Origin of the sequence: Quadrisphaera setariae (assembly GCF_008041935.1) — a bacterium.
GTDB lineage: Bacteria > Actinomycetota > Actinomycetes > Actinomycetales > Quadrisphaeraceae > Quadrisphaera > Quadrisphaera setariae.
Genome location: NZ_VKAC01000001.1, coordinates 550832 through 563547 on the forward strand (window position 1 = coordinate 550832; position 12716 = coordinate 563547).

A 12716-nucleotide genomic window follows, 5' to 3' on the forward strand; every position below is an offset into this window, starting at 1 on the left:
GCCGCTCCCTCACCTCAAGGGGGCGGCCCGCCGTCGTCGTCCCGCTCGCCGGCCCCTCAGAGGCCGGTGAGCCGGCGCGCCTGGTCGTGGAGGGCGTCGCGACGGGCGCGCTCCCGCTGCGCCCGGGCGGTGTCGCGGTCGCGCCGCTCCGCCAGGACGGCGGCCAGCAGCCGCTCCGGCCGGGTCCCCGCAGGGGGCGGGGGAGCCACCAGCGCCGACACCTCAGCGGCCAGGTCACCCAGCACCCGCTCCCGCGAGGCCGGGTGCAGCTGGTCGGCGCGGGCCAGGGCCGTGCGCGCGGCCACCGCGAGCCGACCGGGCAGCATGCCGACGTCGGCGCTGCGCGCCCAGTCCGCCAGCTCGGGGGCCTGGGGCAGCGGCTGCGGACGAGGCCGCGGCACCCGGTCGCGCACCACGACCGTGCCCGCCAGCTGGTCGCCCACCCGCTTGCCGCGGCTGGAGACCAGCGACGCGATGGCCGCCACGGAGCCTCCCGCGACCCACAGCTCACCCACGCCGGCCAGCGCGCGCACCAGCGCCTGGCGGGCGCGGACGGGGCCGCCGTCGTCACGGACCACCCGCAGCCCGGCGGCGGCCTTCCCGGGGGAGCGGCCCCGGCTCAGCGTCTCCCAGGCCACCGGCAGCACCACCAGCGCGAGCACCGACAGCGCCAGGGCGGTGGCGGCCAGGGTCGCCTCGTCGGCGCCGTCGGTGGCCACCGCCAGCACGAAGAAGCCGGCGAGGAGCAGACCCAGCTGGACGACGACGTCGAGGGCGAGCGCCAGCACCCGCGACAGCAGGCCCGCCGTGCGGACCTCCAGCTCCACCGCCTCGCCCGTGACGAGCGCAGGGGGCAGGGCGAGCGCGTCGTCGGGGTGGTCCACCACCGCTGCCTCCTCCACGCCGCTCGACCGCTGGCGGCTGCGTGCAGTCTGGCGCCTGCCCGGCACGGCACACTGGGCGGGTGGACGCCGAGGCCTTCGCGGCCGTGCACTCCGACGAGTGGGACGAGCTGGAGCAGCTGCTCCGCCGCCGCCAGCTCAGCGGCGCCCAGGCCGACCGGCTGGTGCTGCTGTACCAGCGCGCCGCCACCCACCTGTCGCAGGTGCGCTCCTCCGGGGGCGACCCCGCCGTGGCCGCCCACCTCTCGCGCCTCGTGGCGCGGGCGCGCACGCGCATCGCCGGCGCCCGCGAGCCCGCGTGGCGGGACCTCGTCCGCTTCGTCACCACCTCGTTCCCCGCGGCGCTGTGGCGGGTGCGCTGGTGGACGGCGGGTGCAGCGGCCTTCACCCTGGTCGTCGCCGCCGCCACGGCCGTGTGGATCGTCCGCGACCCCGCCGTCCTGGCGTCGCTGGGCACGCCCGAGGAGCTGCGCCAGTACGTCGAGTCCGACTTCGCCGGGTACTACTCCGCAGACCCGGCCGCGGCCTTCTCGGCCCGCGTCTGGACCAACAACGCCTGGATCGCCGCCCAGTGCGTCATCTTCGGCATCAGCGGCTTCTGGGTGCCGTGGGCGCTGTTCCAGAACGGGCTCAACGTCGGCGTCGCCGCCGGGCTGATGATCAGCTACGGGCAGGGCCCGCTCTTCTTCGGGCTCATCCTCCCGCACGGGCTCCTCGAGCTGACCAGCGTCTTCGTGGCCGCCGGCGCCGGGCTCAAGCTGTTCTGGGCCCTCGTGGACCCGGGCCCGCGTCCCCGCACCCGTGCCCTCGCCGAGGAGGGCCGGGGGCTGGTCACGGTGGCCCTGGGGCTCGTGGTGGTGCTGGCCCTGTCAGGGGTCGTGGAGGGCTTCGTCACACCGAGCGGCCTGCCCACGTGGGCCCGCATCGGCATCGGCGCCCTGGCGCTGGGCTCCTTCCTCGCCTACGGCGGCGTGCTCGGCCGGCGGGCCACCCGTCGCGGTGAGACCGGTGACGTGCGCGAGGAGCAGCGCGAGGCCGTCCAGCCCGTCGCGGGCTGACAGCACCCCGACGCGCGCTCAGGCGCTCCCGAACGGCACGTCGAGCACCTCGATCGCGGAGAAGCAGTCCGCCAGGTGACCGGGCAGCGAGCCGCCGTCCAGGGCCCAGTGCTCCGAGGCGGTGAGGACCGCCGCCATCACGGCCCCCGCCTGCGCCTCGGCGGCAGCGGTGCCCGGGCCGCTGGACCGCCCGGCGATGACCTCGGCCAGGCGCAGCTGCCCCTCGCGACCCGCCGCCAGCCAGCGGCGCGTCAGGGGCGGCTGGTCGAGGCACACGACGATCATCCGGCGCAGGTCCAGAGCAGGGGCCTCGACCGTCGCGAAGACCTCCTGCACCCCCTCGTGCACCGCCCACAGCAACGACGCCCCGCGGCGGCGGGACACCGCGTCGGCGAGGTCGCCCGCGGCGGTCACGAGGTGGCAGGTGGCGGCGTCCTCCGCGGTGTCGCAGTAGCGGCGCAGCGCGCTGGTGGAGATCCCCGCCGCCGCGGCGACCTGCTCGAACGACACCGCCTCGCAGCCGTGCTCCTCGAACAGGTCCGCAGCAGCGCGCTGGACGGCCAGCCTCGTGGCTCTCCGGTGCCGCTCCACGAGGGCCACGATCTCACCCGGGCAGGACGGGCCCGCCACCGGTGTGATCTTCGGCTCGAGGTGGTCAGCAGCTCACAGGCGTCCGGCGGCCTTGAGCGACAGGTAGGCGTCGGCCAGCCGCGACGGGAGGAGGTCCGGGTCCGCGTCCACCACCACCGCACCGGTGCGCCGCACCAAGGCCGTCAGCGCCGCCCGCTCCAGACGGGTCCGCTCGGCAGCCGCTGCCGTGTACGCGTCAGCGGCGTCCGGCGCCCGTCGTCGTCCTGGTCCCCCGGGGCGCTGGCGGCCGGCGGCGCCCCCCTCACCGCGCTCGGAGGCCATCGCGTCCAGCGCGGGGTCGGCCACGGAGGCCACCACCACCGCGTGCAGCGCGGTGAGGCTGGACAGCACGGGCAGCAGTCCCGCCTCCGCCGCCGGCTCCAGCGGCGTGAGGAGCACCAGCAGGCCCCGGTGCGGCATGCGGCGACGCACCTGCGCGACCAGCGCCGGCCAGTCGGCCTCCACGAGCGCCGGCTCCAGCGGTGCCATCGCCTGCACGAGGGCGGGCATCAGCGCGGGCGGGCGCTGCGAGGTCACCGCCGCCCGGACGGTGCGGTCCGCGGCGAGCAGGTCCACCCGGTCCCCGGCGGTGGCGGCCACCGCCGCGAGCAGCAGCGCGGCGTCCATGGCGGCGTCCAGGCGGGGGGCGTCCCCGATGCGCGCCGCGGACGTGCGGGAGGTGTCGAGCACCACCAGCACCCGCCGGTCGCGCTCGGGACGCCAGGTGCGCACCACCAGCGAGCCGCGCCGGGCGGTGGCGCGCCAGTCGACCGAGCGCGCGTCGTCACCGTCCACCCACTCGCGCAGGCTGTCGAACTCGGTGCCCTGCCCGCGCACCTGCACGCTGGCCGAGCCGTCGAGGGTGCGCAGCCGCTCCAGCGCCGCCGGCAGGTGCCGGCGCGAGGAGAACGGCGGGAGCACGCGCACCCGGCCCGGGACGGGCAGCGTCCGCTGCCGCGCCGCCACGCCCAGCGGACCCCGCGACCTCACCACCACGGCCGCCACCTCGCGGTCGCCGCGGCGCACCGGCTCCAGCTCGGTGACCAGGCGGCGCCGCTCCCCGGGCGGCGCGTCGAACCGGTGACGACCCGCCGCGGGGACGACGACGCCCGCCGAAGGCCCCCACGCGTCGCGCAGCGCCCCGCGCACGCGCCGGGCGCCGGTGTTCTCCACCACCAGCGGCACCGCGGTCCGCTCGCCCAGGCGGACGGGCCCGGTCTCCTCGCGCCGCACCGACAGCGACCGCGGCGACCCCGCCAGGAGCAGGTCGAGCGCCGTGAGCCCCACCACGACGACGGCCCAGCCGAGCACGCCGGCCCAGGGCAGCCAGCCGCTGCCCCCGCCACCGGCATGGACCAGCGCGGGAACGAGCGCCGCCGGCAGCGCCCCGACCGCCACCAGCAGCACCCACCGGCCGGTCAGCACCACGGCGAGACCCCCACCGCGCTGGTCACCTGAGTGGTCACCGGGATGGTCAACGGGGGACCGGCACGCCGGCCAGCACGCTCTCGAGCACCGCGTCGACGCTGGCGCCGTCGAGCTCCGCCTCCGGGCGCAGCTGCACGCGGTGGCGCAGCACGGGCAGGCTGAACGCCTTGACGTCGTCGGGCACCACGTAGTCGCGCCCGGTCAGCCACGCCCACGCCCGCGCGGCCGCCAGCAGCGCCGTCGCTCCGCGGGGGGAGGCGCCCAGCCGCAGCGACGGTGCGGTCCGGGTGGCGCGGGCCACGTCGACGACGTACTCGACCACCTCGGGCGCCACGTGCACGCGGGCGACCGCCGCGCGCGCGGCGGCCAGGTCCTCAGGGCCGGCGACGGCCCGGACGCCCGCGGCTGACAGGTCCCGCGGGTCGAAGCCGGCGGCGTGGCGCGCCAGCACCTCCACCTCCGCGTCGCGCGGGGGCAGCGGCACCACCAGCTTGAGCAGGAACCTGTCGAGCTGCGCCTCCGGCAGCGGGTAGGTGCCCTCCTGCTCCACGGGGTTCTGCGTGGCGGCCACCATGAACGGCTCCGGCAGGCGGTGCGCCGCGCCGTCCACCGTGACCTGCCGCTCCTCCATGGCCTCCAGCAGCGACGCCTGCGTCTTGGGAGGGGTGCGGTTGATCTCGTCGGCGAGCAGCAGCTGCGTGAACACCGGACCCGGGCGGAAGACGAACCCCCCGGTGTGCGACTCGTAGACGAGCGACCCCGTCACGTCGCCGGGCATGAGGTCGGGGGTGAACTGGACCCGCTTGCTGCCCATCGACAGCGACGCCGAGAGCGCCCTCACCAGCAGCGTCTTCGCGGTGCCCGGCACGCCCTCCAGCAGCACGTGGCCGCCGCAGAGCAGGGCGACGACGACGCCGGTCACCACGCCCTCCTGGCCCACCACGGCCTTGCCCACCTCGGCGCGGACGGCTGCCAGCGCCGCCCGGGCGCGCTGGTCCGCCGCCTGCGCGCCCGGGGCCTGCGGCGCGGGCTGCTGGGTCGGCTCGGTCGCAGGGACCGCGGGGTCGCCCGACGGCTCGACGGGGGAGTCGGTCACGGGAGGTCCTCCGGGGTCTTCGACGGCTGGGGGGTCTGGGGGGTCTGGTCGGCCTGGGTCGCCTGGGCGGGGCGCGCCGGCCGGGGGGTCCGCGCGCTGGCTGCCGGGGCGAGCGCCGCCTCGAGGTCGTCGACGTCGCGCAGCAGCGCGGCGAGCTGGGCGTCGTCGGCGGGCGGCGGGCCGGCCAGGAGCCGCTCCACCGCCGGTGCGGTCCACCGGCCGGCCGCAGCGCTCGAGCCCGTGGTGCGCAGGTCGTGGGCGGTGCCGACCGCGAGCACGTCCGCCGCGGTCCCCGCGGGGAGCCCCAGGCGCTGCTGCAGCCGCCAGCGCAGCCCCGCCCGCAGGGCGCTCCCGGCGCCCGCCGGGTCTCGCGAGGCGCGGTACAGGGCGGCGCGGCCGCGGGCGGTCTCCACCGACCTCACCACCACGGGCAGCGGTTCGAGCACGAGCGCCCCGAAGCGCCGGGCCCGCCACACCACCGCGGCCACCGCCGCGAGCACCAGCTGCACCACCAGGGGCAGCACCCACCCCGGCACCAGCTGGGCCGGGGAGGGCGGCGCGTCCGGCGCGGCGTCGAGGAAGGAGGCCACCAGCCACACCACCCGCGGCTGCGACCCCGCGGCCCGCAGCCCGAGGGCGGCGTCGCCGGCGTCGTCCAGCAGCTCGTTCGACACCAGCGCCGGCTGGGTGAGCACCCGCACCGGGGAGCCGCCGGCGGTCGCGCCGACGCCGTAGAGGCCGTCGAAGCAGGTCTGCGCCCCTGGACCGCCGGAGCCGCTGCCAGAGCCGCTGACCGCCTCGAGCCGCTCGCGGCGGGCGTCGTAGGCGTCGGCGCGGGCGGTGTCGGCCTCGCTGGCCACGGTGCCCGCGGCCGAGGCGTCGCCGTCGCCGCAGCGCGCGGGGACCGGGTCGTCGTCGGGCGGGGCGTCCTGCGACCCCGCCGGTGCCGCGAGCGCCTCGCTCCGCACTCCCGTCCAGGTCGTCTGGGTGGTCTGCGTGGTCTGGGTGCTGCCGGCGGCGTCCCCGACCAGGCGCAGCCCCGAGCCGGTGGCCTCCAGCGCCGAGGGCGACGCCCCCAGGAGCAGCACCGCGCGGGAGCGCCCCACCAGGTCCGTGAGCTTGGCGGGGTCCAGCACCTGGGGGTCGGTGACCACCAGCGTGGCTCCTCCGTCGTCGTCCCCCAGGGCCTGCGAGGCCGCGGCGGCGGTGCCGACGCGCTGCACCGGCACCCCGCCCTGCTCCAGGAGCGCGGCCAGCGCCCGCGCTCCGCCGGGCGCGGGGTTGTCGGGGTCGAGGTCGCGTCCGCTCGAGCGGGTGCTGAGGACGCCGCCGAGCACCGGCAGGCCCACGAGCAGGACGACGAGCAGCGCCACGAGCAGTCGTCGGCGGCCCGGGCCGGACGCGCGGCCGGACGCGCGGGCGGTGGTCGTCACAGCCCCGGGCGCAGCCGCCGCCGGCTGCGTCGTCGTCACAGGCCAGCGCCCTGGGCGGTCGGCCGGGTGACCGTCGGCGCGGGGCGCGCCGGGCGCGTGGTGGTGGCGGTGCGGTCCAGGGACGCGACGGAGCCGGCGTCCTCGCGGGTGGCGCGCCGGCCGCCGTAGAGGACGCCGTCGAAGAGGTCCGCCACGGCGCGCAGCCGCGGCGCGAGGTCGGGCAGGGCGCGTCCGGCCTCGCGGGCGGCCTCGGCGGCGGTGAGCCCGGGGGCGGCGCCCACGAGGTCGCGCTCCTGGAGGCCGCGCACCAGCGCCCGGAAGCCCACCACCACGGCGTCGTCCCAGCGCTCCTCGCGAGCGGCCCGCGCGGCCTCGCGCCGCAGCGCCTCGGCGTCCACCGGTCCGGTCAGCCCCGCCTCCTGCGCGGCGGGGGCCCGGCGGGCGGCGGCGCCGGTGCGGCGCACGAGCAGGGCGACCACCACGACCACGGCCAGCACGAGCAGCACGACCACCACCACCTGCAGCACCCCGCCGCCGGAGGGCCCCTGGATCCGGGAGAGGGCGTCGAGCACGGCGTCCCACGCGCGCTGGAGCAGGCCGGGCTCGGCGTCCCGGTAGACCTGCTTCGCCAGCTCGCGCTCCGCCGCGCGGCGCGCCTCGTCAGCGCCCGGCGCCAGCGGGGCGCCGGCGAGCAGCGTCACTGGGCCGCGGAGCGGGCGAGCTCCACGTCGAGGCCCTCCTGGCGCATGCGCTGGTCGACGTAGAGCAGCGCCGTCACCGCCGACTGCAGCGGGTACACGACGGTGGAGACCAGCGCGGTCCCGATGCCGGTGATGCCCAGCGTCACGGGCAGGTAGAGCGGGCTGCCGATGCCGACGGCCATGCCCGCCAGCCCCCCGACGATCGAGAAGGGGGCACCGACGACGCCCGAGACCACGGCGATGCACACCGCCGTCAGCAGCCAGATGCCCAGCAGCCTCCAGAAGCCGCGGCGCGACAGCGCCCACGCTCGCTTGACCGCCCCGCCGACGCCCTGCCCCTCGAGGATGAGGGCCGCCGGCGCCAGCAGCAGCCGGGTGGCGAGCCAGAGGCCGAGGGCCACCGCCACCAGGCCGCCGAGCAGCAGGAGCGCGACACCGCCGGCCACCGAGCCACCGCTGCCGCCGACGGCTCCACCCACCGTCAGGACGAGCCCGGGCACCAGCAGGGCCGCCACGGCGATCCCGGGGACCACCGAGATGAGCACCGACAGGCCGACCAGCGCCCAGAGCCGCTCGCGCACCCGGCGCCACAGCTCCGCTCCCGGGGTGCGGCGCCCCAGCACCGCGGTGCTGACGGAGACCGTGACCACGCCCGTGAGCACCGCCGTGGCCACCAGGCTCAGCACGGTGGTGAGCACGTAGCCGCCGACGAGCCCCGGGGCGTCCGCGCCGAAGGCGCTGAGGACCTGCTCGGGCGACGCCGTCGGGTCCTGCTCGAGGGAGAGCACCCGCCCCTGGAGGATCCCCGAGAGCACCATCGAGGCCGCCGTGATGATGACGACGACGACGGCCGAGAAGCCCAGCAGAGGCTTCGGGTTGGAGCGCACCGCGCGGAAGGCGCCGTCCCACAGCTCCCCGAGGGACAGCGGCCGCAGCGGGATGATGCCCGGCCGGGGCGCGGCCGGCGCCCAGGAGCCGCCCGGGGCCCCCGCCGGCTGCCCCCAGCCACCGGGGCTGGGTGGCTGCGGTGCCTTCTGAGGTGCTCCCTGGGGCGGGACGGGCTGCTGCCCTCCGGTGCCGGGCGCGGTCCAGCTCGGCGGCTCGCTCATGCCTCCCATCGTGGCACCCCCCGGCCGTCCACCGGGCGCAGCGCTCACCCGAGCGCTGCGGTGCTCGGGGAACTCCCAGCGCCGGTCAGGCAGACTGTGGGGGTGAAGGGACGGGTCCTCGTCGTCGATGACGACACCGCGCTCGCCGAGATGATCGGCATCGTGCTCGGCGCGGAGGGGCTCGAGGTCTCCTTCTGCGCCACCGGCAGCGGCGCCGTCACGGCGTTCCGCGAGGCCCGGCCCGACCTCGTGCTGCTGGACCTCATGCTGCCGGGCATCGACGGCATCGAGGTCTGCCGCCGCATCCGCGCCGAGTCCGGCGTCCCCATCGTCATGCTCACCGCCCGCACGGACAGCATCGACGTGGTGGCGGGGCTGGAGTCCGGCGCCGACGACTACGTGCCCAAGCCGTTCAAGCCCAAGGAGCTCGTGGCGCGCGTGCGCGCCCGCCTGCGCCGCAACGACACCCCCGAGCAGGAGGTGCTGCGGATCGGGCCGGTGACCATCGACGTCGCCGGTCACGCCGTTCACCGGGGTGACGAGCCCGTCAACCTCACCCCGCTGGAGTTCGACCTGCTGCTGGCGCTCGCGCGCCGCCCCTGGCAGGTCTTCAGCCGCGAGGTGCTCCTCGAGCAGGTGTGGGGCTACCGCCACGCCGCCGACACCCGCCTGGTCAACGTCCACGTGCAACGGCTGCGCTCCAAGGTCGAGACCGACCCCGAGCACCCCGAGGTGGTGCTGACGGTGCGCGGCGTCGGCTACAAGGCCGGCCCGCCCTGACCGGAGCCGGTCACCAGCCGGGCGCCCTGCCGGTGCTGCGCCCCACCCCCGAGGCGCCCGGGCGGTGGCGCGCGCGGTGGCAGGCGCTGCTGTCGGGACCCGGCCCGCGGAGGCGCTGGCGGCGCTCCCTGCAGCTGCGCGTCGTCGCCACCACCACCCTGCTGACCCTCCTGGCGGTGGCGCTCGCGGGCGCCTACCTCGCGGGGCGCATCAGCGACCAGCTCTTCGACAGCCGCCGCGACCAGGCCCTCACGGAGGCGCTGCGCGGCGCGCAGGACGCGCAGACGCGGTTCGACCAGTTCACCGCCCAGAACTCCTACGAGGTCCAGCTGCAGACGCAGACCCTGCTGGGACAGCTGGAGGGGGTCGGCCTCGACCGCGACCGCACGGTGCTGCTCCTGCAGCCCCCGGGCGGCCGGCCGCAGACGTCCATCGGCACCGCGCTCTTCAGCGCCTCCAACGGCCCCCTCACCGTGCCCGAGGAGCTGCGCGCCGCGGTGCGCAAGGGGGGCAAGACCCAGCAGTACCAGTCCATCAGCGTGGACGTCGGGGGTCGGGAGCGCCCGTGGCTGGCCGTCGGGTCGATGGTCACGGTGCCGATCGCCGGCGACTACGAGCTGTACTTCCTCTTCGACCTCTCGCGGGAGCAGGCCACCCTCGACGCCGTGCAGCGCACGCTGCTGGTGGGGGCCTCCGTGCTGGTGCTGCTCGTGGGGGTGGTCACCGCCGTCGTCGTCCACCAGGTGGTCGAGCCGGTCCGCGCGGCCGCGGCCGTCGCGTCGCGGATGGGCGACGGGCACCTGGGCGACCGGATGGAGGTCAAGGGCGAGGACGACCTCGCCCGCCTCGCGGCGTCGTTCAACACGATGGCGGCGAGCCTGGAGCAGCAGATCACCGAGCTGGAGCAGCTGGGCACGCTGCAGCAGCGCTTCGTCTCCGACGTCTCCCACGAGCTGCGCACCCCGCTGACCACCATCCGCATGGCCGGGGAGGTGCTCCACGACGCCCGCGAGGACTTCCCGCCCGCGGTGGCCCGCTCCGCGGAGCTGCTGTACACCCAGCTGGACAGGTTCGAGGACCTGCTGGCCGACCTGCTGGAGATCAGCAGGTACGACGCCGGCGCCGCCAACCTCGACCTCGAGCGCGTGGACGTCGGAGCGCTGGCGCACCGGGCGGTGGAAGGGGCGCTGCCGCTGGCCGAGCGCACCGGCAGCGCGCTGCGGGTGACGGTCCACCCGGTCCCGCGCGGTCTCGGCGCGGACCCTCGGGACGACGGCGGTACGGACGCCGGCGCGCCGGGGACCTGCACCGCCGAGGTGGACCGCCGCCGGGTCGAGCGGGTGCTGCGCAACCTCGTGGTCAACGCCGTCGAGCACGGCGAGGGCCGGCCGGTGGAGGTCGACGTCGCCGCGGACGACGTCGCCGTCGCGGTGCGGGTCCGCGACCACGGCGTCGGCCTGACACCCACCGACGCCGCACGCGTCTTCGACAGGTTCTGGCGCGCCGACCCGGCCCGCGCGCGCACCACGGGGGGCACCGGCCTCGGGCTGGCGATCTCCAAGGAGGACGCCCTCCTGCACCGCGGGCGCCTGGAGGTCACCGGCCGGCCCGGGGAGGGCGCGACGTTCCTCCTGACGCTGCCGCGCACCCGCGAGGCGCAGCTGGGCGCCGGGTCGCCGCTGCCGCTGCGCCCGATGCTGCAGATCACGGCGGCGCCCCGTGCGTGACCCGGGGCGCCGTGCGGTCCTGCTCGCCCTGACGGGCGCGCTGGGGGCCGCCGCCGCGGGGTGCGCGCGGATCCCGGTGACGGGACCGGTCCGCCAGGGCCGGGTGGTCCAGGCGGACCCCGAGCCCGGCTACCGCGTCGACCCGGTGGGTCCGGTGCCGGGAGCCACCCCCGAGGAGGTCGTGCGGGGGTTCCTCCTGGCCGGGGTCGGTGTGGACGAGGAGTTCCAGGCGGCGCGCGCCTTCCTCAGCTCCACGCGCCGCGCCAGCTGGAGGCCCACGGCGCTCACCGTCGTGCTGCCGGTGGGGACCCTCACGGTCGTGCAGCAGCAGCAGCCTGCGTCGGCGGCGTCGCCGTCGGTGTCGGCGTCGGAGGGGCAGCAGCAGCCGGAGGCCGCCGGGCAGGTGGCGGTGGTGGCCGTCGGGGCACCGGAGCTGGCCCAGGTCGACCCGACAGGCCTCTACCGGCCCTCACCGGTGGGCCAGCGGCGCGATTTCCTCGTGACGCTGAGGCCGGAGGAGGGGCAGTGGCGCATCGACGACGCCCCCGACCTGCTGGTGCTGGACGAGGCCCGCTTCCAGCAGACCTTCACCCAGCGACCGGTGATGTTCGTCGCGCGCCCCGACGGCGACGCCCTCGTCCCCGACCCGCGCTGGCTGCTGGACCGCCCGGCCACGGCCACCACCCTCGTGGAGCAGGTGCTGGCCGGACCACCGGCGCAGCTGGCGGCGGCCACCAGCAGCGGCGCCCCCAGCGGCACCGACCTCCCGTCGAACAGCGTCAGCATCGCGCTGGGGATCGCCGCGGTGGACCTGCCCGGTGAGCTCCAGCGGCAGCGCGCCGCCCAGCTGCGCCAGCTGCAGCAGCAGGTCAGCGCCACCCTCCTCGCCTCGGGCCTGGGGATCACCCAGGTGGTGACGAGCCTGGACGGCGGCGAGCTGACCCCCATGGCCCCGCTGCCCCTGCCGGTGCCCCCCGACGAGGACTCGCCCCTGGTCCTGTCGCAGGACCGGGTCTGCCGGCTCGTCGGCTCCCAGCTGGTCCCGCTCGAGGGGGTGCCCGCCGTGCCCGGGGCGTCCTCGCCCGCGGTCCGGGGCGACGACCTCGTGGTCCTCGTCGCCGGCCGCACGGCGCTGCAGCGGCTGAGCGCCGCAGCCCTCGACGGGGCCGCCCAGGCGCTGCCCGCCGCGGTGCCACTGGGCGCGGGCCTGACACCCCCGTCGATCGACACCGCCGGCTGGACGTGGACCACGCCCGCCGCCTGCACCGGCGTCGTGCTCGCGGTGTCCGGGGAGGACGCCGTGGCGCAGGTGACCGCCCCGTGGCTCGCCGGGCGCACGGTGCTGGGGGTGCGCGCGGCGGAGGACACCGCTCGGCTGCTCGTCACGTCCACCGGGGCGCCGGGTCAGCCCGATGCCGTCCGGGTGGACGTGGTGGGCGTGGAGAGGTCCGCCAGCGGTGCGCCGGTGTCGCTGACCGCCTCGCAGGACCCGCCGACCCCCTGGCTGTCCGCGGTCGCGGGGGCCGTGTGGGTGGGTCCGACCACCGTGGCCGTCCTCGGGGCGGTCGCACCCGGAAGCGCCCAGGCCGAGTCGGCGGCGGGCCAGGCCGGGGGCGACGCGGCGCCGCTCGGCGCACCGGCCGTGTGGCTGGTCGACGGGGGGCGCGTGACCTACCTGGGCGGGCCTCCCCGCGAGGCGGGCGCTGTGACCATCGCCGGCGGCGCCGGGAGGCAGTCGCTGATCGTCGGGGGCGGTGACGGGCGCATCTGGCCGCGCGAGGGCTCGCGGTGGCTGCCGGTGGCGTCGCTGCCCCCCGCCTTCGACCCGGTCTACCCCGGCTGACCCCCGCGG

At 77.6% G+C, this 12716-nt stretch carries 11 protein-coding genes; 4 read left to right on the forward strand and 7 right to left on the reverse strand.

What is annotated here, in order from left to right:
- Positions 1 to 56 precede the first annotated feature (56 nt).
- Complete coding sequence (locus FMM08_RS02425; RefSeq protein ID WP_222710306.1) at positions 57 to 887, reverse strand: RDD family protein; 831 nt, start codon at positions 885 to 887, stop codon at positions 57 to 59.
- A 77-nt stretch (positions 888 to 964) separates the two neighbouring features.
- On the opposite strand from FMM08_RS02425, the gene FMM08_RS02430 reads away from it, so the two are divergent.
- The gene (locus FMM08_RS02430; protein WP_147924692.1) at positions 965 to 1960 is read left to right on the forward strand and encodes a stage II sporulation protein M; all 996 of its coding nucleotides are present in this window, start codon (positions 965 to 967) and stop codon (positions 1958 to 1960) included.
- An 18-nt stretch (positions 1961 to 1978) separates the two neighbouring features.
- Here the strand turns inward: FMM08_RS02430 and FMM08_RS02435 are convergent, their stop codons facing one another.
- From FMM08_RS02435 to FMM08_RS22805, 6 genes are read right to left on the reverse strand one after another with little or no spacing between them, the layout of a single operon-like run.
- Entirely contained in the window at positions 1979 to 2590 is a 612-nt protein-coding gene (locus FMM08_RS02435) for a TetR/AcrR family transcriptional regulator (RefSeq protein ID WP_187279483.1), read from the reverse strand.
- Positions 2591 to 2623: 33 nt separating this feature from the next.
- Positions 2624 to 4018, reverse strand: coding sequence for a DUF58 domain-containing protein (locus FMM08_RS02440; RefSeq protein ID WP_147924694.1), 1395 nt, complete (start codon positions 4016 to 4018; stop codon positions 2624 to 2626).
- A gap of 46 nt (positions 4019 to 4064) precedes the next feature.
- Complete coding sequence (locus FMM08_RS02445; protein WP_147924695.1) at positions 4065 to 5114, reverse strand: AAA family ATPase; 1050 nt, start codon at positions 5112 to 5114, stop codon at positions 4065 to 4067.
- On the reverse strand, positions 5111 to 6586 hold the full coding sequence (locus FMM08_RS02450) for a DUF4350 domain-containing protein (RefSeq protein WP_147924696.1): 1476 nt from the start codon (positions 6584 to 6586) through the stop codon (positions 5111 to 5113). Before FMM08_RS02450 ends, FMM08_RS02445 begins: the two co-directional genes overlap by 4 nt.
- A complete protein-coding gene (locus FMM08_RS02455; protein WP_187279484.1) occupies positions 6583 to 7248 on the reverse strand; it encodes a DUF4129 domain-containing protein in 666 nt (221 codons plus the stop codon). The genes FMM08_RS02450 and FMM08_RS02455 overlap by 4 nt, the downstream gene beginning before the upstream one ends.
- Positions 7245 to 8357 carry a glycerophosphoryl diester phosphodiesterase membrane domain-containing protein gene (locus FMM08_RS22805; RefSeq protein WP_187279485.1) on the reverse strand — a complete coding sequence of 371 codons (1113 nt, stop codon included), beginning with the start codon at positions 8355 to 8357 and terminating at the stop codon, positions 7245 to 7247. Before FMM08_RS22805 ends, FMM08_RS02455 begins: the two co-directional genes overlap by 4 nt.
- 102 nt (positions 8358 to 8459) lie before the next feature.
- Here FMM08_RS22805 and mtrA point away from each other — a divergent pair, with 102 nt between their 5' ends.
- From mtrA to FMM08_RS02470, 3 genes are read left to right on the forward strand one after another with little or no spacing between them, the layout of a single operon-like run.
- Positions 8460 to 9137: an MtrAB system response regulator MtrA gene (gene mtrA, locus FMM08_RS02460; RefSeq protein ID WP_147924698.1), complete on the forward strand. Its 678-nt coding sequence runs from the start codon at positions 8460 to 8462 to the stop codon at positions 9135 to 9137.
- A gap of 32 nt (positions 9138 to 9169) precedes the next feature.
- Complete coding sequence (locus tag FMM08_RS02465) at positions 9170 to 10864, forward strand: ATP-binding protein (protein WP_147924699.1); 1695 nt, start codon at positions 9170 to 9172, stop codon at positions 10862 to 10864.
- Positions 10857 to 12707, forward strand: coding sequence for an LpqB family beta-propeller domain-containing protein (locus FMM08_RS02470; RefSeq protein ID WP_147924700.1), 1851 nt, complete (start codon positions 10857 to 10859; stop codon positions 12705 to 12707). The genes FMM08_RS02465 and FMM08_RS02470 overlap by 8 nt, the downstream gene beginning before the upstream one ends.
- The last annotated feature ends 9 nt before the right edge of the window (positions 12708 to 12716 follow it).